Genomic DNA, 26,374 nt, shown 5'->3' on the forward strand with positions numbered 1-26,374 from the left:
TTGATGGCATGCTCCGGTTCCATTCCTATCAACAGGATTATATGGACAACCGTCTAGCTCGAACAGCGGACGCAGGCCATCAGGAACGCGGCTAGCTGCGCGCGCGGCATGCTCTGCATTACCGCGTTCCATCCAGACTCGATCGCGTTCGACATCGAGGCCGTCGGATTTGTGCCGGTAATGAAATCACCGCGGCATCCACAACGCGTTGGTGGGGCGCCTGACGGCCGAACCGGTCGCGCCAGGGTACCCCGACTATTCTTGGAAGCTGCCTCCCTACGATGATGAGCGAGTCGATCATGAATCCCGTTTCGGGGTGATTTTCGCCCTGCGTTGATCAGGCAAAGGAACCTTTGCCACCAAGGTCGTCCTTGAATCGCTTGTCAGCTATGTCGCGATGGAGCGGTGTCGTGCCAAGCTTGTTTTCCAGCGCGAATCTTGCGGCGGCTGTCGCCGACACGGGCATGCTGCCCTCGCTGACGTAGTGATATGCGCTCAGCACTTTTTGGTCGAATTTCGCGGTGTCCTTCTCATCGACGAATTTGTAGCGCGCTTGGAGGACGTGTGCGTGGCCCACCGCCTCGTCGTCGCTGATGACAAGATTTCCGCGCTCGCCCATGCGTACAATCGCACGTCCGATCGCTAGGTAAGTCGCGTCCTCAGTAATTCCCGTAAGTTTCATTTCGTTCTCCGTTGTACAGTGAATAAGTTTCGATTGGCGACTCGGGGCCTAAGCCGCGATGGCGCAGGGTTTAGGGCTGCAGAATGCTGCGGCACGTAACAATTTGAGATCTAGGCGCGGCGCGTCACCTCCACGCCGTTCAGGCCATTTGACTCGACCTGGTAATCTGAGGTCTCGCCGCTGGCAGCATCGAACAGCGCCACGACAATGCCTGCTCGCGCCGGGCCGCTACGCGCAATGGGTACGCCTTTGCGCTGGTGATCTGGACCTGCCGGGAACAGGCGCGCGTCAGCCGGCAGCGCGGCGCCGGCGCGAACAGGAACGCGGACACGATAGGTGAGGTGTAATTGCGCGTAACGGTTTGCTACATAGTTCGGGCTGTTGTCCGAGCTATGGGCCACGGCGTAGTCATTTTCCTCCTCAGCGAGCTCGACAGCTCGATCCATTTCCTTGTTAGAAATGCACATGAATTTTCTCCTAAGTGCGTTGACCGGGGCGTCCGGTGAGCAACTAGGATGCGTCACCTGGCAGGGCACGACAAGGGATTTTTGAGGTGAAATCGGGGTGTACCGATTCTACTAATGCCGTGCACTTTCAGAGGACGAGAAATGGCTTATGATGCCGTACCATTTTTACCTGTGCATGGAGCAACGATGCCCCGTACCCGCGACGAACACCACATTGTGCTGAGCCACTTTGACAACTTTTTTGTCTTCGGCTACCTGTACGAAAGCGAGCGGCAACGTAACCCGGACCTGGAAACCCTGCGAGGTTTTGCTGCGGAAATCGCTGCCAAGGCCGATCAGTCGCTCAATGCCGCAACCCTTACAGATCCGGAGCGCCTCCGAGGACTGATTTGCCGTGTTATGAATGTCCTGCAGCGAGCTTGCAAGGCGAACAACCCCGAAATTGACGGGCCAGTCGATGCTTCGTGGGATGGACTACTCGATAAATTTGCGAGCGAGGATCTGTGGCGTTTACACAGCGAACATCGCAATGAACTCATTCACATGTTCGAGACCGTTCTTTCACGGCTGAGCTTTACTTTTTCTGAAGATCTCCGACCATACGTCACGCCTGAGCTTGTGGCTGCGACATTCCGCGAGCTTCGTCGCGAAGGGCAGATCCGCTACGCTGGACCGGTTCCAGTGAACGTCCTCAGCGCTATCGCGCACCAGGCTTTCGTTGCCGGCCTGACTACAAGCCAGGCTCTATTGGGCAGTCCCATGCGTGTTGACCAGATGGTCGACACATACGTGAAACAGGCTAACCAGAGCTTTCAGCACTTGGTAACGTCTGGATTTGTGTACGAGATGGTGAAGGATCTATTCTCTCGTGCACGGCGTCTGAAGATTAGCCTGGACAGGATTTATCCGTGGGGAGCGCTGTGGGAGGCGCCATACTACGCACATTCACTTTTGGTGATCTATTCGGACCTGATCACTTCCGGCATCATTAAAAACTCGAAACACAGTCCGAAGGACAAGACCGGCGAGGCACCGCCGGACGACTTGTTCGAAGCGTTCGACTATTGGGCCGTCAATGCCCTTCCGGAACCGCGAATTCCATCCTCGGATCCAATCCCGAAGACATGTTTCCACACTAACGATACAGACATTCTTATTGACGGGAATTTCCTTCAACATCATGCAGTCTTGGCGATCCGTTACGACCAGCGGCTACCTGATGTCGAGCGGGCTATGCGTGGATTTCGCAATGTGCTACTTGCCCAGCGCAACAGGTATTGCGCCAACGCAGGGGTAGGTCTAACGTCGGATGAGACCAAGTTGTCTAACCGACCACGCCGGGAAATTATCCCGATCAACAAGACCAACAGAAGGCTGGTGCAAGACGTCAGCGCGATAACCGGCCACATGTGCGCGATGATATACATCGAGAAAATGCGCGAAACGCTACGCGATGAGTTGCCGAAAAAGACACCGTACGCCGAAATGCTCAAAAAGAACCAAGTAGACTTAATGTTCAAGATGCTCGATCACACGGGCTTCGACCTTGACCCCCAGACAATCCAGAAAGCTATCGCGAAAATCCCAGCTCAGTGCAACGCACTTCGGTCGGAACTTCTAAAAGAACACGCTAGAGATTAACAGGGCGTAGACGAAATGAATGACGTAGGTGTGGCATGCTGTTGGGGTATGGAAGGAGCATGCCATGGCGCCGAAACATCCGCTGGATGACGCTGAGTCATCAAGCAGGGCTGGTGGTAGGCCGTCGGCGTTGACGCCTGAGCATATCGCAGTGTTGCACGACATTGCTATCTCCGCCGCAGGGGTACGACCGGCCGGGGCACGTCTGCTGCTCAACAGGCTTGTCTACTTACCTTCTGCAGGGGAGGGCTGGGATGCCCGCTAGGGGGACAATTCCTTAATGACCGGTTATGGCCGAAACGAGGCTACAACGCCCGATTAGCCGCAACAAAGGACAGCAGTAGCACACCGAACAGCTCGAGCCTACGCCGCATGCCGGTTACCGCGCCGCTCAGCGTGAACACGAAGGTTCCGAGCAGGTCGAGCGTCAGGACGAGGGGCTTCAGGGAAACCCATCAAGGCAAGGATAGCGAGCATCGGGCGGTCGCATCGAATCGAATGGGCCAGTGAAACGTAAAGGTGCCCACCTTGCGCTCATATCGATGAGCGTACATGGACAAATAGCCAGGCCCTTGTCATACTTGCAAAAGAGTAATTAATTCGATCGGGGCGGACTATGCTGAACGATTATCTGAACAGGGATGCACGGCTTTTCCTCGAGCGGATGCCTGAGGCGCAACGTGAGTGGGTCGGCCTCGTCATCGCTGAGTTGCGAAAGCGCTATCCGGCCGCTGATCACTGGACTACCGGTGGAGAAGGTTCCAAGTACACCGATATCCGTATCGGCGGAAAACCAAAAAAGCTTACCAAAGGTAAGCCGGTGTTCTATATACAGCTACATCGTGGCAGGGGCCCCGTATCGCTGTTCGTCAACCCGAGCGCGCGGCGAAGCGATGCCGAGGCGAGGCTGCTTTTTGACCAAGCGCCGATCCTGCAAGAAGTGAAGGAATGGCTGGACGGCTACGAACTCACCGACCGGGGATACACTAAGCTGGAAGGCGATGGATTGCGGCCGGCGGACTATCCGGAGTCAGCCGGCGAGGATGAAGACGCCAGTCCGGACGACGAGGGCGATGCGCCTGTGTCGCAGGACGACGAAGCGCCCGCCCAAGCCCTGAACCGCATTCTCTACGGTCCTCCCGGCACTGGCAAGACCTACCGCACGGTGAGCGAAGCGCTGCGCATCATTGAGGATACGGCCGAGCCGGACGGCGACTATGCGGCCCAGAAGAAGCGTTTCGACGCCTTGCGCCGGGAAGGCCGGATCGCCTTCGTCACATTTCACCAAAGCTTCAGCTACGAGGACTTCATCGAGGGCATCCGTGCCGATACCCTCAAGGGCCAACTGTGCTACAGCGTGCGTGACGGCGTCTTCAAGCAGATGGCCATCTCTGCCATGTACCGTACGCCGGTGCCGCTAGAGCGGCAGGCCGAGCCAGACTTCGATGATGTCTTTGAGGCCTTCTTGGAAAAAGTCGGAAGCGAGCTGCCGTACCGGCTCCAGAGTGCATCGGGTGGAGAACTGCTAGTTCAGTCGATCAACGATGCAGACACGTTGCGGGTGACGCATGCAGGGCGCACAGCAGTGTATGGCGTGACTAGGAATCGACTGAAAGCCCTGTATGAGGCATATCCAACTCAGGCCGCGCTCGCCCTTAAGTCTACGGTGAATGCCATCACCGAGGTTATCGGCGGCGCCAACTCGACGGTATACTGGGGCGCACTCAAGCGCCTGCTGCAGTTCAGGGACGACTCCCGCCAGGAGCTGACACCGGCACCGGAGGAAAACCTGTCGCCGGTCGAGTTGACGGAATACGAGCAGATCAAGCGCCGGGTGCTCGGCGACGATACTCTGGCACCGAACGGCAAGCGCTACGTGCTGATCATCGACGAAATCAACCGCGGCAATATGTCGCGCGTGTTCGGTGAACTGATCACGCTAATCGAACCGGCCAAGCGCGCCGGCCGGTTCGAGACCGCAGAGGTCCAGCTGCCGTATTCCGGTGAGCGCTTCAGCGTGCCGTCCAACCTCTACCTCATCGGCACGATGAACACTGCCGACCGGTCGCTGGCCGTCGTCGACACGGCGCTGCGGCGGCGCTTCGACTTCATCGAGATGATGCCCGATCCAGACGCGCTGAAGCAGGACGATGTGCAAGGTGTGAAGATCAAGCTCATGCTTCGCGCCATCAACTTGCGCATCGAGCACCTGTACGACCGCGAACACACCATCGGCCATTCCTTTTTCATGGGCCTCACTGCGCGTTCCACGCTGGGCGATCTGGCGCTCATCTTCAAGAACAACGTTCTTCCCTTGCTGGAAGAGTATTTCTTCGAGGATTGGGAAAAGATCGACAAGATTCTCGGCAAGTCGCGCATCTACGAATCCCAGTCCACCACGACGCTGGGGTTCGCGCCTACTGGCAAGACCTGGAGGAGAAGGCTCGAGCGGCTCGACAAGGCAGCAACCTACCAGGCAATCTACGAACAAGCTGCTGCAGACCCGGAGCCGGAGACAGCGCCGGCCGCAGCGGACGACGCCGATGGCTGAATACTGTCTGCGTGAATTCGGCTTGATGGTGCAGGGTGTTCGCGAAGACGATTCGATGGACGTGTGTGGCATTGCCAGCCCTGCAGCCTGGAAGTTCTTCGAGAGTTTGGCCTTTTCCGGCGCGAAGGAAGACCGTTTCATCGAAATCGCGCGCCACGCAGGGGGCAAGGCACTGCGCGTGAAGAATTTCGTCGGCGTGATCGGCGCGCCGGACGGGACCCAAGTCGAAATCTTGCCCAAGACGTCGGAGGGCGCGCAGGACCTGGGCAGCACTCGCGACATGCTCTGGAAAATGCTCGGCGCCGTTGAGAACCTGCATCACCTCGAAACGACGCAGGCGCAGCTGCGGCTACGTGACGCTCCCATGACCGAAGCGTTGATGTCGGTCTTCCTTGATCATGTGGCCGCCTTGGGGCGGCGCGGAATCCGGCGCGACTACGAGCGCGTTGAGGAAGAGGAGCGCTTCCTGCGCGGGCGCCTGCGCGTGGCCCGTCAGATGCAGACGCCGCCTGGCCGCCAGCACCTGTTCCCGATCGAATACGATTTGTTTTCCGAGAATCGCGCCGAAAACCGCCTGCTCCACGCCGCCCTGCTCAAGGTCGCACGCACCAGCAAGACCCCGAAAAACCAGCGTCTTGCGCGCGAGCTGCGCCACAGTTTCGGCGCAGTGCCCGCGTCGGTAAGCCACCAGGCCGATTTCGCTGCTTGGCGCACGGGACGCGATATGGTCCATTATCAGCCAGTGCTGCCTTGGATCCGGCTCATCCTCAACCGGCAATGTCCCTTCTCTCTGCGCGACCAGCATGCCGGCGTCTCCTTCCTGTTCCCGATGGAGAAGCTGTTCGAAAAATACGTCGCGAAGGTGCTTGAGCGGCGCCTGGCCTCGCTGCGGATCGCCGTGCACACCCACGTCCGTACCCGCTACCTGGCGGAGGCGCCCCAAGCCTTCCAGCTCAAACCCGACCTTATTCTGTCCAGGGCCGGAGAATGGCTGGCCGTGCTGGACACCAAGTGGAAGCTGATCGACCGCCGCAACGCTTATGCCGACGGTAGTGAGGATCCCAAGGCCGGCATCGCGCAGTCCGATATGTACCAGCTGTTCGCATACGGCCACAAATACCTGGGTGGAGAGGGCAGGCTGGCGCTGATCTTTCCAAAGTGGACCGGTTTTGCGGAGCCACTGCCTCCATTCCGGCTTGGCGACAAACTGTGGCTTGAGGTGATTCCGTTCGACCTTGGTAGCGACGCCTGCGTGCTGGGCAAGGAACTGCTAGGGATAGCGCTCTAGCGGCAGCGCGCGCCAAGCTTCTTTGCTCAATTCGAGCTCACAGTAACGGGCCCCCATACAGCCGTTGAGTTCAGCATAGCAGGTTGCAAAGGCGAAACAGTCGCAGACTGTCACGACCGGCAGGAATCAACCCAAAGCGGACGGTCGTTCGAGAGCATGTTAGAGCACGTAAACTATATAGATCGTCACCGAATATCCACGCGTCGGAAAGGACGCCATCGCCTTTCTAGTCCTGAACATAGAATTGATAATAATCTCCACATAACATCAGGGAAGCCCTGATAAATTTACTTCACAAGCAAACTTATCTCGGTCAAATCCAGGAAACGCAGGAAGCTGCGGCGATCCAGCAACTGGTACTCCAGCGCGTCGTCGGCTAGGTTGTAGAGCTGTTGCAGCATCAGGATCTTGATCATCAAGACCGTCGGGTAACGCGGACGGGCGCCATTGGCGCGCGAAGGACGCGGTGCAGCGACATCGATGCGCTCCGCCAGCGCCTCGAAATCCACGTGCTCGACCAAGCCACCAAAGGATCACCCAGCTTTGCGCGCCGGTCCTCACGCTCCTGCTCGGCAAACAGACTGATCCGGGGTTTCATCATGACGGCACTCGCTGGCTTGGTTCGATGTCAGGATTTTACTCAGCCGCGGGTATCTCGGTCGAGGTTTTTCGAGGTGACCTTAAGCTGCCTGTTTGTCGTCTGAAATCGTCTTGGTAACATCCTGAGCTACTTTACCGTTATGCAGGACAATTATACGCTCTGCCATTTGGATCGTTTCCGGACGATGCGCAACGATGATTCGAGTAAGCGGAATCTTCTGTATAGCCTGGTTGACGGCTTGCTCGTTCCATACATCAAGATGGCTAGTTGCTTCGTCCAAAACCAGGATCTTCGGCTGTTTATACAATGACCTTGCCAATAGAATTCGCTGTTTCTGCCCGCCAGATAATCCGGTGCCAATGTCGCCTATCAAGGTATTAAAAGCCATTGGCATAGCGGCAATCTCGGTTGCGATGGCCGCTAGTTGAGCGCATTGGTGAACACGCTGCATATCGATCATTGGATCGAAAAAAGCGATGTTATCCGCAATCGAGCCAGCAAAAAGGGTGTCGTCTTGCATTACTGTTCCCAGCATGTTACGGTAATTCGCCATACCGATGTGTCCAAGCGCTACGTTGCCAACGCGGATTTCGCCGTCAGTTGGGCTCAGTAGGCCGAGCAGCAGTTTCATCAAAGTCGTCTTGCCGCAGCCTGAAGGGCCGGTGATTGCAACGCATTGTCCGGCTGAAATGCTTAGATTCAGTTCCTTAATAACCTCAGGTTCGCTATCGGAATAGCGAAAACTTAGGTTCTTGATCTCTATCGAGGGACTGAGGAGGCTTGGGTCGACTTCGGCCATAGCGTTTTCCACTTCTGCTTCGGTTAGCACGATGTCAGCTAGACGTTCGCCGTGTAGACGAATCATGCGCAGTTCGAAGAGCTTATCGATAAGACTGGCCATGCGCTGACTGAACTGGTCCTTATAGCTGATGAACGCAAACATCATACCAACTGAGAATGCGTTGTTTAGGACCGCCAAAGCTGCAAGCCATATTACTATCACACGCTCGCTATTAAAAAGAAAGGTGTTGGCGGTTTGGTACGAAACTGATAATTTGGCTATGCGCAAGTTGGCGTTGAATTCTTCGGTTAGAGAGTTCATCCAACCTGAACGGCGTTCATCGCTGCGTCCGAACAGCCGAATGCTTTGCATACCGCGCACCGTTTCCATGAAATGGCTCTGCTGTTTTGCGGCGTGGATAATCTGCTCGGAGTTCGCGGCACGCAGGGCGCTAAACATAGCCCAACGTAGAAAGGCATACAGCATCACGGCAACGCAGGCAACGGCGGCCAGTGTTGTGCTGTACAAGAGCATCATGATCAAGGTACCCACCACCAATATTCCGTCGATGACGCCTTCGACGAACTGAGTGGTCAGGCTAGCCTGCATTCGCTGTATTGACCCAAAGCGCGATACGATGTCGCCGGTATGGCGTTTTTCAAAGTACGTCAGCGGCAGCTTCAGCAGGTGCGAAAACACATTGCCCAGCCATTGCAGGTTTAGGCTGGTGGACATTACGGTGGTGACCCAAGAGCGTACAGCCCCAATGGCGGTCTGGAGTAACACGAGTAGTAAGAAGCCGCAGCCTAGCACCGTGATCAGGTCGCGGTCTGCGGCCAGCAGCGCTTCGTCCACAATCCACTGCATGTAGAAGGGCGCAACTAAAGCACAGACCTGCAGAGCCAAACCAAGTGCCAGCAACTGAAACAGGCTACGGCGCAGGCCGACCACGCGTCCCATGAGGGCGAACAGGGAGAAATTCTGACGTTCTTCCCTGACCTCGAACTGCGCAGTGGGCGTTAGTTCGAGAGCAACGCCGGTGAAGTGTTTGATGAATTCGCCCATGGCCATGCGACGTTCACCGACGGCCGGATCGTGCATGACCGCATGTTTGGCCGTGACGGACTTGAGCACGACAAAGTGATTTAGATCCCAGTGCAGGATGCAAGGCAGTTTCAGCTCGGGCAGATGCTGTAAGTCCAATTTGAGCGGTCGGGTCTGCAGAGACAAACCGCTCGCCATCGCCATTAAGCCCTTCAGGTTCACGCCTTTCATCGACACCGAAAAGCGGCGGCGCATGCTCGGGATGTCGATCTGGTGGCCCCAATAACTTGAAATCATCGCGAGGCATGCCAGACCGCATTCGGCCGCTTCGGTCTGCATCAGAATGGGTAGCCGACGACTACTCCAAAAAGCTAACCGGGAAAGAATGGGAAATTGCATGTTTCAGCTACGATCAGGGATAAGCCGACCGCGACAACGCGCGAGGGATCGGCAGGACGGTGAGATACAGACCTTCCGATTACAGGCGGCCTGAGATACTGAACAGCGGTTCCAACACCCATTCGTAGAGTTTGCGGCGCTCGAGCAAGACGCTAGCGTCAACCAACATGCCCGACCGCAGTGGCATCGCCGTACCATAGGCACGGACGGTTTGCTGGTCAAGCTCAATACGAATACGGTAGACTGGCTCCGACTGGGCCGCACCTGGCATCGCCGCCGCTGAGGTCGGCAGCTCCTCGGGGCGTACAGAGGTAGTGGCCACCTCGCGCACGCGGGCCTGGTGCTGTCCGAATTTCTGGTAGGGGAAAGCTTGGTAGCGCAGCATGGCCGACATGCCGGGTTTGACGAAGCCTACCGCCCGTGACGGTACAAACATTTCCGCCTCCAGCTTATTTCCTTCAGGCAGGATTGATGCTAGTGAGACTGCAGTCCCCACCGTCTGGCCAAGATTGGCAGTAATCGCCGTGATCGTGCCACTTTGGCGTGCCCGCACAGGAATCCCGCGCCGTGCCTCATTTTCGGTGAGGTCCTGCTCGAGCGTGGAGGCACTGCGGCGCAAGGCGCTTTCGTCACGCAGCGCCTGTACCTCGATATCCTGAGCTTCCGCTTGAGTACCTGCCAAATCGCGCCGAGTAGCAGAGCAGATTCGCTCGATCTCGAGCAGGCGCTGACGTTGGTCGAGCAGTTCCGCTTCGCGCTCCTGAAGTTGTGCTGCAGAGATGTAGTTGGTTTCCTTCAACTGCGCATATCGCATGACAGTTTGTTCAGACAGGGCAATTCGCTGCTTTTGCATAAGTGCCTGACTCTCGAGCCGTTTGATCTCTCCTTCGAGATCCCGGGCGCGCTGTAGCATCGCTGCGCGGCGATACCCGGCCTGAACTTTAGCTTGCTGCAGTTCGATTTGAAAGCTATCCCGGCGCCGCACCAGCAAATCGGAGATCAATGCCTCCGTGGAACGCGCGTCAGAATTGCTGCGCTCGCTTGAAAGGACGAATAAGATATCACCTGTGCGCACGAATTGGCCTTCTTTAACGTGAATTTCGCTAATCACACCGACCTGGCTTGCAAATATCCTGATCACACCGGCAGTAGGCACCAGCATGCCTTGGACGTGCGACTTGCGCGTAGTCTCGAAAAAGGCAAAGAAGGCGATTAAAAGCAATGCAAGTGTCACGAACACGCCTGTTAGAACTAGATGTGTGACCGGACGGGTTAGGACGACCGTGCCATATTGGCGCACTGTCATATGTTCAATAGCTTGCTTTCGGAACAGGTTTGTAGAGCCCGGCCCCTGGTACGTTGTCGGTGCAGGCGCAGCGGTTGAGGACTGCTCAGTGAGCAAATTTGCTTTGTGTTCGTCCGAATTGGCAACAGTTTCGCGCAAGGTAATCTCTTTGAACCGGCAGCTATTGGATAAAAAGCCAAATAAAAATACTATTATTCAGGAAAGCTTCATTTAAAGAAATAACTGGGAAAACTTAATGGCCTTCCCTGCAACTGATTCTCAAAAGCTCCTGCAGCACAGATGGAAGATATTTTTATATCTAGATTAAGACTAAAATTAAGAATTAGTGATCTAACTTCAAATAGATGTTCAACTAGATTCAAAGAATAGAGCGCTCGAAACAAGTTCCGGGCGCTCTTATTTTACCTCTTCTTGCGCGAACTAACAGTGAATACAGCCATCATCGCAATGAAAAATATTACAGATGAAACGACTACCGAGGCTGGCTCCCCACCGGCTGTGTTTACTAATGAATAGATCCACGGGAACAGGAGTGCGAAGATCACAGTTGCACCTAGAGCCATCAGTATTTTCTTAGTCATATGGACTCCATTCTTGTAACGCGAATTAATTGTATTTAACCAATCGCCGTTAGGGCTTATTCTTTCTGAGAATTGCCTCCATGTCATTTTCAATTTTGAGGCCTCCGGCAATGGCTCCGCCCACCAAGCCGCCAAAGAAGCCTGCTGCCATACCTTGGGGACCGGCAAGTGCGCCGCCCATGGTGCCCGCAATGGCGCCACCGATAGCTCCAGCAGACATACCATCGAAGTCCCATGAGATGCTCAGACCACCATTGACTTCATTGATTTCATTCATCGTAAGTTCATGCATTGAATTCTCCTTAGGTTAAGCCGCAGCACTTGCTATCGGTAAGAAATTCTAGCACGGGTGAATTCATACAAATCTCTCCAAATATATTCTAAACGATATTTTACGGGCTACCGTGCGTCAATACGCGCGCGCCGCTCGTCATTACATTCGGTAATCCCCCCGCAAAAAGAGCGTGTTTAGAAGTAGAATTTTCTACTTAACAGAAAGCTCTACATGAAGACGTCCCGCTTTACCGACAGCCAGATCATCGCCATCCTCAAGCAAGCCGAAGCTGGCAGCCCTGTCCCGGAACTATGCCGCGAGCACGGCATCAGCAACGCCACGTTCTACAAATGTCGCGCCAAGTACGGCGGCATGGATGCGTCGCTGATGGCACGCATGAAGGAGCTCGAAGACGAGAATCGGCGCTTGAAGAAAATGTATGCCGAGGAACGTCTGAAGGCCGAGATTGTGGCCGAGGCGCTGACAAAAAAGTGGTAGCGCCATCTCAGCGGCGAGAGATGGCGCAGTGGGCCGTGGCACAGCGGTCAGCCACGATTAACCTGGCTTGCCGAGCGTTTGGCATCAGCCAGACCTGCTACCGCTACAAGGCGAAGCTGGACGAAGAGAACAACGTCATCGCCGACTGGCTGGTGCGGCTGACGAACAACCAGCGCAACTGGGGCTTCGGGCTGTGCTTCCTGTACCTGCGCAACGTTAAGGGATTCAAGTGGAACCATAAGAGGGTCTACAGGATCTACCGCGAACTCGAGCTGAACCTGCGGATCAAGCCGCGCCATCGTCTGGTGCGCGAGAAGCCACTGCCATTGGCCGTGCCGACCGCAATCAACCAAAGCTGGTCGATGGACTTCATGCATGACCAGCTTGCCGACGGCCGCAGCATCCGCCTATTCAACGTCATCGATGACTTCAATCGTGAAGGCTTGGGAATCGAGGTCGACTTCTCGCTGCCATCCGAACGCGTTATCAGATCATTGGACCGGATCATCGAATGGCGCGGCAAACCGGAGGCGATCCGCTGCGACAACGGCCCCGAATATATCAGCGCCATGACGTTGGCTTGGGCCGCCAGGCACGGCATCCGCATCGATTTCATCCAGCCAGGCCAGCCTCAGCAAAACGCCTACGTCGAGCGATACAACAGGACCGTGCGCTACGATTGGCTAGCGCACAACCTCTTTGAAACGCTCGACCAAATCCAGGAATTTGCCACCCGCTGGCTGTGGACCTACAATCACGACCGGCCCAATATGGCGCTCGGCGGCATCACACCAAAACAGAAACTTTCCCTTGCCGCTTAACCTCTACTTTTAGCGCGCTCTAAAAATGGGGGGATTACCATTCCACCCCGCCAGCCCGAAATGCGCGTCGTCTTCAGTGAAACCGAATTCGCCACCCGCCCCCCACCCCATCATCGAGCAATGCTCAATCCCAACCACAGCCCAGAGTATTCAACCGAGAAGAACTTCATTAGTGCGCTATCTATTTCTCCCTTTATTATGTAAGTGTTGGTTTCAAGTTCCGCGTTATATTGATGCGCGAGACTTCGTAATCGCGGAGTGCCCATTAATTAAGGCCACCTCGAATAACCCGCTTTCGATGTGAGCGACGCAACGCGAGGCGTGATTCTGCCTTTCAGCAAAGCCCAACAGCGTTATTTGCGAAGTGTCCAGCACCTTGGGTCCGGGCAGGTTTGGCAGCCGAAGGCTGCCGAACTGCTGTTTAGAACGGCGCCAGGCCGCGTTCTTTCAAAAAGACGAGACGCTTGAGGTTGTAACTGGCGGCCTTCAGTTGCAAAACGAACGTGGTGCGCACGATTCCCAGACAGCGCACCAGTTTGCCGCCCATCTGGGCCAGGGCGCCAAACACATGCTCGACACGGGCGCGCGGCGTGGCGATCGCGCGGTTGCTCCGTTTCTGTGTCTCGGAAATGCCCTTGGTCGCATGACCGCACCGCTGAATATGCACCCGCCAGCTGGCTTGCTTCAAGCTGGCTTAGAGTTCAATGCTGGGACATCCCCGATCGGCATAGACATCCCGGCTCGTGTTGCTCAGGTCGAGCAACTCCTCGAAGACGGTGGTGTCGGCCACGGCAGCATGTGTGATGGCGATCTTGCGGATCAGCTTGCAACGCTTGTCGACGCTGGCATGCAGTTTGTAGCCGAAGTGGTTCTTGCCATGCTTTTTGGTCCACTTCGCATCGACATCCTTCTGAGCGCGCTTATGCGGTTTCCAGCTCAGCGGCATCATGCCCTCCTTGACCGTCTCGGCTTCTTCCCGCTTGTTGCGCTGGACCGGGGCTTGCACGAGCGATGCGTCGACGATCTGTCCGCAACGCGCCAGGTAGCCCTGCGACAGCAGCTGTTGCTGGACCTGCTCGAATACCTGATTTCCTACGCCAGCCTGGGCCAGACGATCACGGAACAGCCAGATTGTCTTGGCGTCGGGAATGCTGCTGCTCTCGGTCAAATCCAGGAAACGCAGGAAGCTGCAGCGATCCAGCAACTGGTACTCCAGCGCATCGTCGGCCAGGTTGTAGAGCTGTTGCAGCACCAGGATCTTGATCATCAAGACCGCCGGGTATGGCGGACGGCCCCCATTGGCGCGCGAAGGACGCGGTGCAGCGACATCGATGCGCTCCGCCAGCGCCTCGAAATCCACGTGCTCGGCCAAGCTCACCAACGGATCCCCCAGCTTTCCACGCCGGTCCTCACGCTCCTGCTCGGCAAACAGACTGATCTGGGATTTCATCATGACGGCACTCGCTGGCTTGGTTCGATGTCAGGATTTTACTCAGCCGCGCGTATCTCGGCCGAGGTTTTTCGAGGTGGCCTTAAGGCTAGTGTTGGCTGTAACCTACGCCTAAAACGGTGCTACCAATTTGCTCGCCCAGCGAACTATTTGTCCGCCAGACCCATTGCAGTAATAGCCTACAGAGCTGAGCTAAGTTTTCGCCTGTCTTATCAATCTATAAAATGTCCGCATTTGGCCGATAGCAGACCTTCGATATGGCTGAGTGTATTCGGAGGTCGCTCTTATGGCAACCTCAGGAAACTGACGGGTGTCTCGAGTAGTTAAGGACGCTTAATAGAATCCTTCTAATCTCAACGCCGTAACCAGGCGCGCGCCCGCAGCAGAACCGGCCTTGTAGAACACCGCCGGCTTGCCAAAGGGCGCCGCCACCTCGGTCCAGGCACCCGAGCCGGCGTCAAAAGGCCTGCCGGTCCAGAGGTCAATCCAGGTCCCGGCCGGCAGATAAAGCCGCACCGCTTGCGCGCCACGCGTCACCACCGGCGCCACCATGAAATCCGACCCGAGCATGTACTGGTAGCGCAGCGCGTAGGTATTCTGGTCAGATGGAAACTCCAGGAAAGGATGCCGCACCAGCGGCGCACCGCTGTCCGCCGCCTCCTGCATCAAGCCCTGCCGATAGAAACCCAGCGCCCGAAAAATCTTGCTCATGCGCGCAAAGTGGGCCAGCGTCTCGGCATCGCTATCCACCTGCCAGCTGATGGCCGGGTTCAGCCCCTCGTGAGTGCGCAGCACGCCCGTGAACGCATTGAGCTCCACCCAGCGCATCCATAATTCCTTGTTGCGCGCGATGACGGGCACTTGCCGGCCGAGCACCGTCAGGCCGAAGGCGTTATAGCCGCCGGTATCGCTGTGCAGCAGGCTGTAGCCCGACACGCCGCCCGACAGCATACCGACGATCGCGGTGCGGATGCCGTCGTAGCCGTCCCATGTCTGCAACTGGTCGCCGAGCCAGAACAGGGTTCCTTGCCCCGGACTGCGGGTGAAGCCGGAACGGTGAAAGGCGATGACGTCGCCTTCGCGCCCGGCCTCCATCATCGCTTCGCGGTTCACCGCTGCCCATTCCTCGGGATAGCGGTTGTGCCAGACGGCCGAATCGTTACCGTTCGCCAGTACCGCGTCGAATGGAAGCGCTTCACCGAAGTCGGCCATCCAGCCGGAAGCGCGGGTGCGGCCGAGGAGCTCGTTCTTGATGACGTTCTTGATCCAGGTGCGCGCCTCAGGGTTGCTGAGGTCGACCAGCGCCGCATCGAAATTGGTATTGCGGATCAGGTAGGGCGTGCCGTCCTGGCGTTTGACGAGATAGCCGGCCTGGCGCGCCTGCTGGTACAGGCTGTCGTGGCCGGCCTCGGTGCTAAGAAAAGGATTGATGTAGACCAGCATGCGGGCGCCGAGGCGCGCGAGCCGGTCGACCAGTGCGTCCCAGCGTGGATAGTAGGCCTCATCAAGCTCCCAGTTCCACCACAGCTGCTTGCAGGCGTTCGTGATGCGCACGCCCGGCCAATCCTGGATCCACAGTCCCGCGAGCGGAATGCCGGCGCGTTCGAAGGTATCGAGCTTTTTATTGGCCTCATCGGTGCCGCCCTGCACCGAGACGATGGCGCCGCGCCCGACCCAGTCCGGCAGGGGCGGCATGCGGCCGGTATAGGCCGTGTATTCGCGGATCAGCTCGAGCGGCGTGCGGCCGTACAGGATGCGTCCCGTCATCGCGCTCGTGAACAGTTTGATTTCCACGCGCTCGGGACGTTGAAAATCGAAGATGCTGTACTCGGTGTTTTCGAGAAACAGCGAATTGAGCTTGCTGCTGAGGTAGTGCGGCGCCGGCGCGCCGGTGGACACCTCACTGCCGCCACCGCCGCCTTCGAGCAGGTCGAACAGCTGGGTGAAGCCGGGCAGGCCGCGGCCGACGCCGTGTTCCTGCACCAGCACCGGGATGGTCTTGCCCTTCTGGTCGACCCAGGTCAATTGCTGGCCCAGGCCGAAGTAGCGTTCATCGGCGCTCGAGGCGTGGCGCAGATAGCTGCGGTTCAGCTGCACGGCCTGGGGGCCTTCAAGTTGCAGGCGAAAGCGCAGCTGGTTGACTCCGGCCGCGTCGAACCCCAGGCGGTAGCTCACATCACAGCCCGGACCGCTCAGGCGGCCACGCACGACCAGCGTGTCGGCCGCGCGCTCGAGCGCATCGATGCTCTGGGCAAGGCACTGCGCCAGCAGCTTGTCGTCGATGCGGTAGGAGCCGTCGGGCGTGCCGAACTGGCAGACGTCGGCTTGCCCCTGCGCGGCGCCGAGGAAGGCGCGGCCGGGCACGCTGGACCACAGGATGCGCGCCGGCTCGGCCGCATGGCCGATGCGCAAGCCGTTATTGGCGAAGGACAGGGAAAAGGCGCCGACGCGATAGGCGCCGTCGACGCGCGACGCAAGCGCGGCGGGCGACTGCGCCTGCATGGCCGCCGCCGAGAGAGGTAGCAGGAAGGTCAGTGCCAGGAAGGTCAGCGCCAGGACTGGCCGCAGGATTCGTGTGCGCATGATGCCTCCAACCGTGGTCGCTCGTCCGGTTGGACAGCGGCCCGGTCGGCGCGTTCACGCGCACCGGATCAGTGGATCTCGAACTTCCTCCAGCCCAGCACCGGCAATACCTTCTGCGCCAGCTTGTAGGCGGACAGGGCGCCGGTCACCACGCCGACCACCCACTTCGGCTTGGTGATCAGGAAGCCCAGTCCCAGGCCGGCGGCGGCCAGGACGGCGGTCTTGTGCTGCGCCACGTAGCCGGGGGCGCCGCCTAGTTCGGCCGGATGGCGCAGCAGCGCCACGTCGTGCGCCATCAGCGCGCGCTGTTCGGCGCACTGGGCGGCGAGCAGGCGGCGGCGCGCCGCCAGGGTGTCATTGCTGCTCATCGATCGGCTCTCCTTTGACGGCTTGCGCATCCTTGCGCAGTTCGGCCAGCGTGGCGGCCATGAGCGGCGGACGGGTTGCCAGGTCGCCGCGCACCTTGAAGAAGGCGAGCAGGCTGCCCAGAGCGAACAGCCCCGTCATGACGCCGATCGCCAGCAGGCGATGGGTGTCCCAGAACAGGACCAGCACGAACAGGATCGCCAGCAACACCGCGACCACCGCGAAAAAGGCGGCCGCGACGCCCCAGGCCAGATAGCCGATCAGCCGGTGCGTCTCTTCCTGCAGCTCGATGGCTGCCAGTTCCAACCTGGTCCGCACCATGGCGAGCAGGTTGGATCCTATCCTTCCGACGGTCGCGGAGATCGTCATTTTATTTACGCGCGATCAGCATGCCGATCACGACGCCGACGGCTGCGCCCAGGCCGACCGACTTCCACGGATTGTCCTTGACGTACTCGTCGGTGGCCTTGGCGGCGACCTTGGTGCGCTCGACCACGGTTTCTTCGGCGTGGATCAGGCTGGTCTTGGCGGAGGCCAGGGTCTGCTCGAACTTGACCTTGGCGGCCTTCAGCTCTTCGCCGGTCAGCTGGCCGCCGTTGCGCAGCCACGATTCGGCGTCGTGGATCACGGTCTTCAGGTCGCTGACCAGTTGGTCGCGGGTGCCGGTCTGGGTCGGGATTTTTTCGATCATCTTGGGCCTCTTGTGTGTGGTGGGTGAATGCCTTTTGGACAATATTAACCTAATGCATAGTCGAGCGCGACACCAATGAACAGTGCGGCGCCCAGCCAGTTGTTGTGGCGGAACGCCTTGAAGCACTTCATGCGGTCGCGATCGCGGATCAGGGTGTAGTGGTAAAGCGCGATGCAGCCCGCCACCGCCACCCCGCCCACGAACCACCAGCGCAGGCCCAGCGACCAGCCGCACAGCAGCAGGATCGCCAGCGAGGCGCCGTAGCACAGCATGATCGCGGCCACGTCGAAGCGCCCGAAGGTGATGGCCGAGGTGCGCATGCCGAGCTTGAGGTCGTCGTCGCGGTCGACCATGGCGTAGGCGGTGTCGTAGGCCACGGCCCAGAACACATTGGCTACCAGCAGCCACCAGGCCACGGCCGGCACCTGGTCCTGCACGGCGGCGAAGGCCATCGGGATGCCGAAGCCGAAGGCGATGCCGAGATAGGCCTGGGGAATCGCGAAGAAGCGCTTGAAATAAGGATAGGTGCCGGCCACGATTACCGCCACCACCGACAGCTGCTTGGTCAGTGCGTTCAGCGGCAGGATCAGCAGGAAGGACACGATGGCCAGCACCGCCGCCACCATCACGGCTTCCTTGCCGCTGATCTTGCCGCTGGTGAGCGGGCGGTCGACCGTACGCTTGACGTGGCGGTCGAAGTCGCGGTCGGCGTAGTCGTTGATGGCGCAGCCGGCGGAGCGCATCAGCGCCGTGCCGACGACGAAGATCGCCAGCACCTGCAGGTCCGGCACGCCGCCGGACGCCATCCACAGCGCCCACAGGGTAGGCCACAGCAGCAGGAGAATGCCGATCGGCTTGTCGGCCCGGACCAGGCGGAAGTAGAGCGCCAGCTTGTTCATGGTGAATCGCGTCTTGACAGGCAAGAATTGTTGAGCAGAAGACAGCGATTCTAGCCGGTTTATCCGTGCGCGCCCATTCCGTCCCCGTCCATACGGGCGCCATCCCTCGTGCATGACAACGCCATGTATTCAATGCGTGGCGAATACATGATTGTTGTCTTTTTGTCGTCATGAATTTGACATTTTTGTTTGTTTTAATGCATCGGTCCTGCCGGGGGTGGCGGGACAGGACGGGCCCGATGCGTGGGCGCGGCCAACGACACCAGACGCCGGACCACCGGCTCGATTCCTACTCTTTGGAGCATCTCGATGAACGAACACGATATGTCGCCTTCGCGGCGCAACCTGCTCAAGGGCATGGCCGGCGCCTCCGCGCTGCCTTTCGTCGGCGCCTTCGCCGCGCTGCACGCCCGCGAAGCGCTCGCGGCCAATGGCGCGACCGCCCTGGTCGACAGCCCCTATGGCCCGATCGCTCCGGTCAACGACCTCTCCACCGGCCTGCCGCTGCTGCAACTGCCGCCGGGCTTCAGCTACAAGAGCTATGGCTGGCGCGGCGACACCATGAGCGACGGCCGTCCCTGCCCGGGCGGCCATGACGGCATGGGCGTGATCGTCACGCGCAAGGTCGGTCGCAACACGGAGCAAGTGTTGGTGCGCAATCATGAAATCAGCGGCAGTGCCGCTGTCAATTTCATCAACGCCTATGGCCTGTATGACACCGGTAACGTCAGCGGCAGTTCGGGCAACCGTTCCTGCGGCGGCACCACCAACCTGGTGTTCCGCGACGGCGACTGGGTCAGCATGACCCCGAGCCTGGGCGGCACCCAGCAGAACTGCGCCGGCGGCATCACCCCCTGGGGCACCTGGCTGACCTGCGAAGAGGTCGGTTCGGACACGGTCAGCGCCGGCGGCAAGAAACACGGCTATGTGTTCGAGGTGACGGCCGATCCGCAGCAGGTCAGCGGCCAGCCGATCGTCAACATGGGCCGCTTCGCGCATGAAGCCGCCGCCGTCGACCCGAGCAATTGCAATGTCTACCTGACCGAGGATTCCTCGGGCAAGTCGGGCTTCTACCGCTACATCCCGGATGTGAAGACCGGCGCGCCCGGCTCGCTGGCCATGGGCGGCGTGCTCGAGATGGCCAAGGTGAAGGGCCGCAACAACGTCAACCTGGCGGTGGCCTCGGTCGACGACACCTATGAGCTGGAGTGGGTGCCGATCGCCAATCCGGACGCCAATCGCGGCAGCGGCGTCGGCCCGGGCGGCGAGACCATCAATAACGCCGCCGGCCCCTTCGTGCAGGGATGGATGAAAGGCGCGCTGCGCATGAACCGCGGCGAAGGCATCTGGTACGCCCAGGGCAAGATGTACGTGATGGACACCTCGGGTGGTCACATCAACCGCGGAGCGATCTGGGAACTCGACCTGGCGCGCCAGACCCTGAAATGCATCTATTCGAGCCCGAGCCAGCTGGTGGGCAATATGGGCGACAACCTGACGGTCAGCCCGCGCAACGCGATCCTGATCTGCGAAGACTCGTCGAGCGCGATCACCGACCATTTCGGCTACGGCCAGCGCCTGATGGGCCTGACGAGCGCGGGCGACGCCTACATTTTCGCCAAGAACAACATCAACCTGACGGCGGCCCAGCTGCAGGGCGCCGGCAAGCTGACTTCGCTCGCCGGCGACGGGCGCGGCAACGAATTCGCCGGCGCCTGCTTCGATCCGACCGGCCGCTACCTGTTCGTGAACATCCAGACCCCGGGCGTGACCTTCGCGATCTCGGGCCCGTGGGCCAAGGGCCCGCTGTAACCGTCACTTTTTATAAAGGAAAACGAACATGAGCATGCACAAATTCGTCGCCGCCTCCGCCATCGCCCTGGGCGCGCTGGCCTTTTCGCACTCCGCCAGCGCCGTCGTGCTGACCAGCAGCAGCGGCGCCAATCTCGTGACCGACTACAGCGAAGCCGGCGTGGTGTCGTTCGACCTCGACCTGCGCGACTTCAGCACCACCACGCTGAACTTCGTGCTGGAAGAAGCCGACCTGGCCGGGCCGCTCAGCTTCAGCGCCATCGTCCGCAACCTGGTGGGCCTGTCGATGTACCAGTTCAACTTCGGCCTGCAGGGCATCGGCTACGCAAGCGCGGGCAGCGTGTCCTCGTTCTCCGGCGCCGCGGCCAGCTACTCGGGCAATAACGCCGTCATCAAGTTCGCCAACGGCGAGACGGCCGACGTCCTGTTCGGCAATCCGACCATGGTCGATGGCCGCAGCGACTGGCTGCTCGACACCAGCGGCCTGTCGGCCGGCGACACCTTCTCGATCGTGGCGCAGGTGCCGGAACCGTCGACGGTGGCCATGGTGCTGCCGCTGCTGGCCGGCCTGCTGCTGGCGCGCCGCCGCAAGCGCGATTGAAAACCGATAGCGTAGACGCGCAAGTGTGCGAAGAACGGGTATTTGCCGCCCATTGGACGGGATTGGCGGTGAAATGAACGTAGAAGCAGGGCAATAGTGCGAGGGACAGACTCGACCGGATGCTAGACTTGCTTGAAAGCGGACATAGGATGTCCGCTTTCATTTTCAGCCTTGTTTTTGTTCCGCATCAGCCAGATGCCCAGTCAGAGGAGTCGACTTGCTTATGCGTGCTTCGTTCAGTTTCCTGTTTCTTCTGTTGATCGCCCTGGCGGCGCCACTGTCATCGACCGCTTTCGCCGCCGGCCAGGCCGAAGAAGCGCCGCCCGCCGAGGAAGTCATTCCCGATCCGCTCAAGCGCGAGACGCCGCGCTCGATGGTCTCGGGCCTGATTTCTGCCCTGGCCGAGCCCGATTACGATCGCGCCGCCCAGTACCTCGACATGCCGGCCGGCAGTAACCGCCAGCGCACCAACGCCATTACCCAGGCGCGCAACTTCCATGCGCTTCTGGACAACGGCGGTTCGCTGTCGCCGTTCGTCGCGCTGTCGAACGAGGCGATCGGCAAGATCGACGACGATTTGCCGGCCGAGCAGGAAAACGTCGGCGTCCTGACCATCCAGGACAGGAAGGTGCCGATCCTGCTGACTCGCGGCCAGGACGGCGACCACCAGGTCTGGCGCGTGTCGCGCGAGACGATCGACCAGGTCACGCAGGCGGCGCGCCAGGAGCCGGTGGTGCAGGCGCCCGACAAGAATGAACTCGTCGTCGCCGGCGCGCCGCTGAAGGACTGGGCGATGCTGGTCGGACTCGGGGTGCTGCTCTTTGGCGGACTGTGGATGGTGGCGGCCCTGATCGTCGCCGCCATACGCAGGTTGGTACCCGACGCGGGCGCCAACGGCCTGGTGCGCTTCATGGAGGCGGCGCTGCCGCCGGCCAGCCTGCTGATCGCGGTTGCCCTGTTCTACAACTGGGCCGAAGAACTGCCGGTGTCGATCGTCGCGCGCACGACGCTGCTGCGTTATACCGACATCGTCTCGGTCATCGCGCTGGTGTGGTTCGGCCTGCGGCTGATCGATGCGGTCGCCGAAATGGCCACCGCGCGCATGCAGCGCAGCCAGCGGCGCCAGGTGGTGGCCGTGATCACGCTGGCGCGCCGCGCCGCCAAGATCCTGTTGCTGGCATTCTCGGCCGTCGCCATCCTCGGCACCTTCGGCATCGACGTCACGACCGGTATCGCGGCGCTGGGTATCGGCGGTATCGCGCTGGCGCTGGGCGCCCAGAAGACGGTGGAAAACCTGGTCGGCAGCGTCACCGTGATCGCCGACAAGCCGCTGCAGGTGGGCGACTTCGTCAAGGTCGGCGACGTGGTGGGCACCGTGGAGGACGTGGGCATCCGCTCGACCCGCATCCGCACCGGCGAGCGCACCGTCGTCACCATTCCCAATGGCGACCTGTCGGCGCGCCAGATCGAGAACTTCGCGGCGCGCGACCGTTTCCTGTTCAACCCGACCATCGCGGTGCCGCTCGGCACCCCGTCGGTCAAGCTGAAGGAGGCGATCAGCATCGTCCAGCAGGTGCTGACGGAAGAGAAGAACATGGCCGAGGGCCACCGCGCGCGGTTGGGCAGCATCAATGACCGGGCCTTCAACATCGATGTCTGGTCGTACATCAATGTGAGCGAGTTCGACACCCAGGTCATCATCCGCGAGACGCTGCTACTGAAGATCCACGAGCGGCTGGAAGCGGCCGGCATCCCCTTCGCCTTCCCGACCCAGAAGATCGTGTTTTCGCGGGAGCAGGCCGGCGCCCGGGAACAGCCGGGTGGTCCTGGCGAGGGGGGAGAGGATGCAGGCCTGGTGACGCTGGATAAGACTATGCCGCCGCCTCGAGCGTGACCATGTCCACGCCCGGCAGATGGCATTCGCCCACCGCGCGCACCACCGCGTCGATCGCGGCGCGGCGGGTGAAGCTCTTGCGCCAGGCGATCACCACGCGGCGCGACGGCGCCGGCGGCAGGAAGGGCACATAGGTCAGCAGGCCGTTCGGATCCTGCAGGTCGATCACCGAGGCGCGCGGCAGCACGGTCAGGCCGATGCCGCTGGCGACCATGTGGCGGATCGTCTCGAGCGACGAGCCTTCGAAGGTGCGCTGCATGCCGTTGCCGGGCGCCGAGAAGCGCGCCATTTCCGGGCACACTTCGAGCACCTGGTCGCGGAAGCAGTGGCCGGCGCCCAGCAGCAGCATGGTTTCGCTCTTGAGGTCTTCGGCCGAGATTTCCTTGCGGCCGGCCCATGGGTGGCTCTTCGGCATGGCCACGATGAACGGCTCGTCGTACAGCGGCTGCACCGACATGCCGTGGTCGGGCAGCGGCAGCGCCATGATGGCGGCGTCCAGCTCGCCCTGGCGCAGCAGCTCCAGCAGTTTATGCGTGTAGTTCTCTTGCAGCACCAGCGGCATCTGCGGCACGGTGTCGATCAGGTTCTTCACCAGCGGCGGCAGCAGGTAGGGCCCGATGGTGTAGATCACGCCCAGGCGCAGCGGGCCGGCCAGCGGATCCTTGTTCTGCTTGGCCAGTTCCTTGATGGCGGCGGTCTGTTCCAGCACCCGCTCGGCCTGGGCCACGATCTGGGCGCCCAGCGGCGTCACGGAGACTTCGGAGCCGCCACGCTCGAACAGGGTCACGCCCAGCTCGTCCTCGAGCTTCTTGATGGCGACGGACAGGGTGGGCTGGGCCACGAAACAGGCTTCGGCGGCATGGCCGAAGTGTTTGGCGCGCGCAACGGCGACAATGTATTTCAGCTCGGTCAGTGTCATGTTTATATGTTTCGGATAGCGCACCGTGGCCGGCGCCGGGGGCGGCGGACCGGGGCGGCAGACCCGTTTTAGCCATGAAATAATAGTTTAACGAGAATCATAGTCGATATAATTGCCCGAGAGGCTACAAGCCTGCAATTTTTGAAAGGCCCGCATGTCCTCCACGTTCGGCCCGGCGGAAGCCCAGGCCTATATACACAAGCTCCTGACGGTGATGTACCACCAGGGCGGCTCCGACCTCTTCATCTCGGCTGACTTTCCTCCAAGCATTAAACACCAGGGGGCGATGAAAGCGCTCAGCCAGCAGCGCCTGACCGGCGAAGTCACGCGCGCGCTGGCGCTGTCGATCATGAACGAGCGCCAGCGCGCCGAGTTCGAGGCCGAGATGGAGTGCAATTTTGCGATTTCCCTGCCGGGCGTGTGCCGCTTCCGCGTCAACGTCTATGTGCAGCAGCAGAGCGTGGGCATGGTGGTGCGCACGATCGCGTCCGAGATTCCCAACTTCGAAAAGCTCGACCTGCCCGAGGTGCTCAAGGACGTGGTGATGACCAAGCGCGGCCTGGTGCTGGTGGTGGGCGGCACCGGTTCCGGCAAGTCGACCACGCTGGCGGCAATGATCGACTACCGCAACAGCAACTCGGCCGGCCACATCATCACGGTGGAAGACCCGGTGGAATACGTCCACAAGAACAAGAATTGCCTGGTGACGCACCGCGAAGTGGGCGTGGACACCCTGTCGTGGCATCACGCGCTGAAGAACACGCTGCGCCAGGCGCCGGACGTGATCCTGATCGGCGAGATCCGCGACACCGAGACGATGGAACATGCGATCGCCTTTGCCGAAACCGGCCACCTGTGCCTGGGCACCCTGCACGCCAATAACGCCAACCAGACGATGGACCGGATCATCAACTTCTTCCCGGAGGAGCGGCGCAATCAGCTGTTGATGGATTTGTCGTCGAACCTGCGCGCCATCGTCTCGCAGCGCCTGGTGCGCACCGAGGATGGCAAGGGCCGCAAGGCGGCCATCGAGATCCTGCTGAACACGCCGACCATCGGCGAGATGATCCTCAAAGGGAACTTCCAGAACATCAAGGAGATCATGCACAAGTCGCGCGAACTGGGCATGTGCACCTTCGACCAGGCCTTGTTCGAGTTGTACAACAAGGGCCTGATCGCCTACGACGAGGCGATCCGCAATGCCGACTCGGCCAACGGCCTGCGCCTGCAGATCAAGCTGTCGGGTGAGCGACGAGAGCCGGGCGCCGCTGCCGCGCGGCCGGCCGAGCTGTCGATGGCGATCGAGGAAGAACCCGACGACGAACCGCCCAAACCCTGATATCCGTTTTATTTTTACTTTATGCCTGCATTCGAAAACAAGATCTGCACGCGCGCCGAGCTGGCTGCGCGTATCGCCGCATTGCCGAAACCGGTCGTGCTGACCAATGGGGTGTTCGACATCCTGCACCGCGGCCACGTGACCTATCTGGCGCAGGCGCGCGAGCTAGGCGGTTCGCTGGTGGTGGCGGCGAACACCGACGCCTCGGTCAAGCGCCTGGGCAAGGGCGACGATCGCCCGCACAACACGCTGGCCGACCGCATGGCGGTGCTGGCGGCGCTGGAATCGGTGAGCCTGGTGGTCGAGTTCGACGAGGACACGGCCCTGGAAGTGGTGCAGGAAGGCCGGCCCGACATCTACGCCAAGGGCGGCGATTACGTGATGGACCAGATCCCCGAAGGCAAGGCGGTGCTGGCCTATGGCGGCCGGGCGGTGGCGATCGATTTCGAGCATGACCGCTCGACCACCAAGCTGGTGGCGCGGATCCGCGGCTGACCGTTTCTTCAGCCTGCCGCGGCAGGCAGGCGGTCGTATTGCACCACGCCGCCCGCCGACTGCGTGAACACCAGGTCGCATCCGGCGAAGACGTCCGCGCTCACGCCATCGTGGACCGAGTCGTAGAGCCAGGCGGCCATCGCGGCGTTCGCCGCCTGCATCTCGATTTCCTGGGCGGGCTTGCCCGCTTGCAGCGCATCGACCAGTTCCTGGACGAAGAAGGGGATGGCGCCCGCGGTCCATTCGGCTCCACGTTCGCGCGCCTCGGCTGCGCGCGGTTGCGCCATCGCCATCAGCGCGGCGGCATCGACCTGCGTTTCCATGGCCAGGGTAGGTTCGGATTGGTCGTCGGTCGTGAAGACACGTATCAGCATGGTGTTGGCTTTCGTTT

Annotated in this window: 23 protein-coding genes and 1 pseudogene; 9 read left to right on the forward strand and 15 right to left on the reverse strand. The window is 60.1% G+C overall.

Features of this window, described 5'->3' with window-relative positions:
* Window positions 1-337 precede the first annotated feature (337 nt).
* Together KY496_RS23115 and KY496_RS23120 are read right to left on the reverse strand one after the other, a co-directional pair.
* Window positions 338-682, reverse strand: a complete 345-nt coding sequence (locus tag KY496_RS23115; protein WP_005668055.1) for a hypothetical protein — start codon at window positions 680-682, stop codon at window positions 338-340.
* Window positions 683-792: 110 nt separating this feature from the next.
* Window positions 793-1,149 (reverse strand): hypothetical protein, encoded by a 357-nt coding sequence (locus KY496_RS23120; RefSeq protein ID WP_005668056.1) that lies wholly within the window; start codon window positions 1,147-1,149, stop codon window positions 793-795.
* 141 nt (window positions 1,150-1,290) lie between these two features.
* Here KY496_RS23120 and KY496_RS23125 point away from each other — a divergent pair, with 141 nt between their 5' ends.
* On the forward strand, window positions 1,291-2,790 hold the full coding sequence (locus KY496_RS23125) for a hypothetical protein (protein WP_184240549.1): 1,500 nt from the start codon (window positions 1,291-1,293) through the stop codon (window positions 2,788-2,790).
* Window positions 2,791-3,095: 305 nt separating this feature from the next.
* On the opposite strand, the gene KY496_RS23130 is transcribed toward KY496_RS23125, so the two are convergent.
* Complete coding sequence (locus KY496_RS23130) at window positions 3,096-3,236, reverse strand: TRIC cation channel family protein (protein ID WP_081589945.1); 141 nt, start codon at window positions 3,234-3,236, stop codon at window positions 3,096-3,098.
* Between the two features lie 170 nt (window positions 3,237-3,406).
* Here KY496_RS23130 and KY496_RS27380 point away from each other — a divergent pair, with 170 nt between their 5' ends.
* Together KY496_RS27380 and KY496_RS23140 are read left to right on the forward strand one after the other, a co-directional pair.
* Window positions 3,407-5,341 carry an McrB family protein gene (locus tag KY496_RS27380; protein WP_005668061.1) on the forward strand — a complete coding sequence of 645 codons (1,935 nt, stop codon included), beginning with the start codon at window positions 3,407-3,409 and terminating at the stop codon, window positions 5,339-5,341.
* Window positions 5,334-6,629: an McrC family protein gene (locus KY496_RS23140; protein WP_005668062.1), complete on the forward strand. Its 1,296-nt coding sequence runs from the start codon at window positions 5,334-5,336 to the stop codon at window positions 6,627-6,629. Before KY496_RS27380 ends, KY496_RS23140 begins: the two co-directional genes overlap by 8 nt.
* A 287-nt stretch (window positions 6,630-6,916) precedes the next feature.
* On the opposite strand, the gene KY496_RS27500 is transcribed toward KY496_RS23140, so the two are convergent.
* From KY496_RS27500 to KY496_RS23160, 4 genes are all read right to left on the reverse strand, one after another.
* Window positions 6,917-7,150 (reverse strand): IS5 family transposase, encoded by a 234-nt coding sequence (locus KY496_RS27500; protein WP_040776929.1) that lies wholly within the window; start codon window positions 7,148-7,150, stop codon window positions 6,917-6,919.
* Between the two features lie 159 nt (window positions 7,151-7,309).
* Window positions 7,310-9,394 (reverse strand): peptidase domain-containing ABC transporter, encoded by a 2,085-nt coding sequence (locus KY496_RS23150; protein WP_005668066.1) that lies wholly within the window; start codon window positions 9,392-9,394, stop codon window positions 7,310-7,312.
* A gap of 139 nt (window positions 9,395-9,533) precedes the next feature.
* Complete coding sequence (locus tag KY496_RS23155) at window positions 9,534-10,898, reverse strand: HlyD family secretion protein (protein WP_229520345.1); 1,365 nt, start codon at window positions 10,896-10,898, stop codon at window positions 9,534-9,536.
* 492 nt (window positions 10,899-11,390) lie between these two features.
* Complete coding sequence (locus tag KY496_RS23160; protein ID WP_005668069.1) at window positions 11,391-11,633, reverse strand: hypothetical protein; 243 nt, start codon at window positions 11,631-11,633, stop codon at window positions 11,391-11,393.
* A 213-nt stretch (window positions 11,634-11,846) separates the two neighbouring features.
* On the opposite strand from KY496_RS23160, the gene KY496_RS23165 reads away from it, so the two are divergent.
* A protein-coding gene (locus KY496_RS23165) for an IS3 family transposase (RefSeq protein ID WP_229520346.1) occupies window positions 11,847-12,934 on the forward strand; the annotation gives its coding sequence in 2 pieces (ribosomal slippage) (window positions 11,847-12,099 and window positions 12,099-12,934; 1,089 coding nt in all).
* 421 nt (window positions 12,935-13,355) lie between these two features.
* Here the strand turns inward: KY496_RS23165 and KY496_RS23175 are convergent.
* From KY496_RS23175 to ubiA, 6 genes and pseudogenes are all read right to left on the reverse strand, one after another.
* A pseudogene (locus KY496_RS23175) lies at window positions 13,356-14,387 on the reverse strand (IS5 family transposase).
* Between the two features lie 330 nt (window positions 14,388-14,717).
* Entirely contained in the window at window positions 14,718-16,967 is a 2,250-nt protein-coding gene (locus KY496_RS23180; RefSeq protein ID WP_219862627.1) for an alpha-glucosidase, read from the reverse strand.
* 68 nt (window positions 16,968-17,035) lie between these two features.
* Window positions 17,036-17,335 (reverse strand): hypothetical protein, encoded by a 300-nt coding sequence (locus KY496_RS23185; protein WP_219862629.1) that lies wholly within the window; start codon window positions 17,333-17,335, stop codon window positions 17,036-17,038.
* Window positions 17,322-17,702, reverse strand: coding sequence for a phage holin family protein (locus tag KY496_RS23190; RefSeq protein WP_219862630.1), 381 nt, complete (start codon window positions 17,700-17,702; stop codon window positions 17,322-17,324). Before KY496_RS23190 ends, KY496_RS23185 begins: the two co-directional genes overlap by 14 nt.
* Before the next feature lies 1 nt (window position 17,703).
* Window positions 17,704-18,024, reverse strand: coding sequence for a YqjD family protein (locus KY496_RS23195; protein WP_005668083.1), 321 nt, complete (start codon window positions 18,022-18,024; stop codon window positions 17,704-17,706).
* Between the two features lie 44 nt (window positions 18,025-18,068).
* Entirely contained in the window at window positions 18,069-18,923 is an 855-nt protein-coding gene (gene ubiA / locus KY496_RS23200; RefSeq protein WP_219862632.1) for a 4-hydroxybenzoate octaprenyltransferase, read from the reverse strand.
* Window positions 18,924-19,232: 309 nt separating this feature from the next.
* On the opposite strand from ubiA, the gene KY496_RS23205 reads away from it, so the two are divergent.
* The 3 genes from KY496_RS23205 (at window position 19,233) to KY496_RS23215 (ending at window position 23,230) form a co-directional block, all read left to right on the forward strand.
* Window positions 19,233-20,735 (forward strand): PhoX family phosphatase, encoded by a 1,503-nt coding sequence (locus tag KY496_RS23205; RefSeq protein ID WP_219862634.1) that lies wholly within the window; start codon window positions 19,233-19,235, stop codon window positions 20,733-20,735.
* A 28-nt stretch (window positions 20,736-20,763) separates the two neighbouring features.
* Entirely contained in the window at window positions 20,764-21,336 is a 573-nt protein-coding gene (locus KY496_RS23210) for a PEP-CTERM sorting domain-containing protein (protein WP_219862636.1), read from the forward strand.
* Between the two features lie 223 nt (window positions 21,337-21,559).
* Window positions 21,560-23,230 carry a mechanosensitive ion channel family protein gene (locus KY496_RS23215; RefSeq protein WP_219865161.1) on the forward strand — a complete coding sequence of 557 codons (1,671 nt, stop codon included), beginning with the start codon at window positions 21,560-21,562 and terminating at the stop codon, window positions 23,228-23,230.
* Here the strand turns inward: KY496_RS23215 and KY496_RS23220 are convergent.
* Window positions 23,208-24,149 carry a LysR substrate-binding domain-containing protein gene (locus KY496_RS23220; protein WP_184235541.1) on the reverse strand — a complete coding sequence of 314 codons (942 nt, stop codon included), beginning with the start codon at window positions 24,147-24,149 and terminating at the stop codon, window positions 23,208-23,210. The genes KY496_RS23215 and KY496_RS23220 overlap by 23 nt on opposite strands.
* Before the next feature lie 154 nt (window positions 24,150-24,303).
* Between KY496_RS23220 and KY496_RS23225 the strand changes: the two genes are divergently transcribed.
* Both KY496_RS23225 and KY496_RS23230 read left to right on the forward strand, forming a co-directional pair.
* The gene (locus tag KY496_RS23225; RefSeq protein WP_219862638.1) at window positions 24,304-25,488 is read left to right on the forward strand and encodes a PilT/PilU family type 4a pilus ATPase; all 1,185 of its coding nucleotides are present in this window, start codon (window positions 24,304-24,306) and stop codon (window positions 25,486-25,488) included.
* Between the two features lie 21 nt (window positions 25,489-25,509).
* A complete protein-coding gene (locus tag KY496_RS23230; protein ID WP_005668097.1) occupies window positions 25,510-25,983 on the forward strand; it encodes an adenylyltransferase/cytidyltransferase family protein in 474 nt (157 codons plus the stop codon).
* A gap of 8 nt (window positions 25,984-25,991) precedes the next feature.
* Here the strand turns inward: KY496_RS23230 and KY496_RS23235 are convergent, their stop codons facing one another.
* Complete coding sequence (locus KY496_RS23235; protein WP_219862639.1) at window positions 25,992-26,357, reverse strand: hypothetical protein; 366 nt, start codon at window positions 26,355-26,357, stop codon at window positions 25,992-25,994.
* Window positions 26,358-26,374 lie beyond the last annotated feature (17 nt).

Source organism: Massilia sp. NP310 (assembly GCF_019443485.1).
Taxonomy (GTDB): Bacteria; Pseudomonadota; Gammaproteobacteria; order Burkholderiales; family Burkholderiaceae_D; genus Telluria; species Telluria timonae.

Excerpts from the sequence above, each read along its gene's own strand:
- KY496_RS23115 (WP_005668055.1), bottom strand. The coding sequence starts at position 682 with ATGAAACTTACGGGAATTACTGAGGACGCGACTTACCTAGCGATCGGA.
- KY496_RS23120 (WP_005668056.1), bottom strand. The coding sequence starts at position 1,149 with ATGTGCATTTCTAACAAGGAAATGGATCGAGCTGTCGAGCTCGCTGAG.
- KY496_RS23125 (WP_184240549.1), top strand. The coding sequence starts at position 1,291 with ATGGCTTATGATGCCGTACCATTTTTACCTGTGCATGGAGCAACGATG.
- KY496_RS27380 (WP_005668061.1), top strand. The coding sequence starts at position 3,407 with ATGCTGAACGATTATCTGAACAGGGATGCACGGCTTTTCCTCGAGCGG.
- KY496_RS23140 (WP_005668062.1), top strand. The coding sequence starts at position 5,334 with ATGGCTGAATACTGTCTGCGTGAATTCGGCTTGATGGTGCAGGGTGTT.
- KY496_RS23150 (WP_005668066.1), bottom strand. The coding sequence starts at position 9,394 with ATGCAGACCGAAGCGGCCGAATGCGGTCTGGCATGCCTCGCGATGATT.
- KY496_RS23160 (WP_005668069.1), bottom strand. The coding sequence starts at position 11,633 with ATGCATGAACTTACGATGAATGAAATCAATGAAGTCAATGGTGGTCTG.
- KY496_RS23180 (WP_219862627.1), bottom strand. The coding sequence starts at position 16,967 with ATGCGCACACGAATCCTGCGGCCAGTCCTGGCGCTGACCTTCCTGGCA.
- KY496_RS23185 (WP_219862629.1), bottom strand. The coding sequence starts at position 17,335 with ATGAGCAGCAATGACACCCTGGCGGCGCGCCGCCGCCTGCTCGCCGCC.
- KY496_RS23190 (WP_219862630.1), bottom strand. The coding sequence starts at position 17,702 with ATGACGATCTCCGCGACCGTCGGAAGGATAGGATCCAACCTGCTCGCC.
- KY496_RS23195 (WP_005668083.1), bottom strand. The coding sequence starts at position 18,024 with ATGATCGAAAAAATCCCGACCCAGACCGGCACCCGCGACCAACTGGTC.
- ubiA (WP_219862632.1), bottom strand. The coding sequence starts at position 18,923 with ATGAACAAGCTGGCGCTCTACTTCCGCCTGGTCCGGGCCGACAAGCCG.
- KY496_RS23205 (WP_219862634.1), top strand. The coding sequence starts at position 19,233 with ATGAACGAACACGATATGTCGCCTTCGCGGCGCAACCTGCTCAAGGGC.
- KY496_RS23210 (WP_219862636.1), top strand. The coding sequence starts at position 20,764 with ATGAGCATGCACAAATTCGTCGCCGCCTCCGCCATCGCCCTGGGCGCG.
- KY496_RS23215 (WP_219865161.1), top strand. The coding sequence starts at position 21,560 with ATGCGTGCTTCGTTCAGTTTCCTGTTTCTTCTGTTGATCGCCCTGGCG.
- KY496_RS23220 (WP_184235541.1), bottom strand. The coding sequence starts at position 24,149 with ATGACACTGACCGAGCTGAAATACATTGTCGCCGTTGCGCGCGCCAAA.
- KY496_RS23225 (WP_219862638.1), top strand. The coding sequence starts at position 24,304 with ATGTCCTCCACGTTCGGCCCGGCGGAAGCCCAGGCCTATATACACAAG.
- KY496_RS23230 (WP_005668097.1), top strand. The coding sequence starts at position 25,510 with ATGCCTGCATTCGAAAACAAGATCTGCACGCGCGCCGAGCTGGCTGCG.
- KY496_RS23235 (WP_219862639.1), bottom strand. The coding sequence starts at position 26,357 with ATGCTGATACGTGTCTTCACGACCGACGACCAATCCGAACCTACCCTG.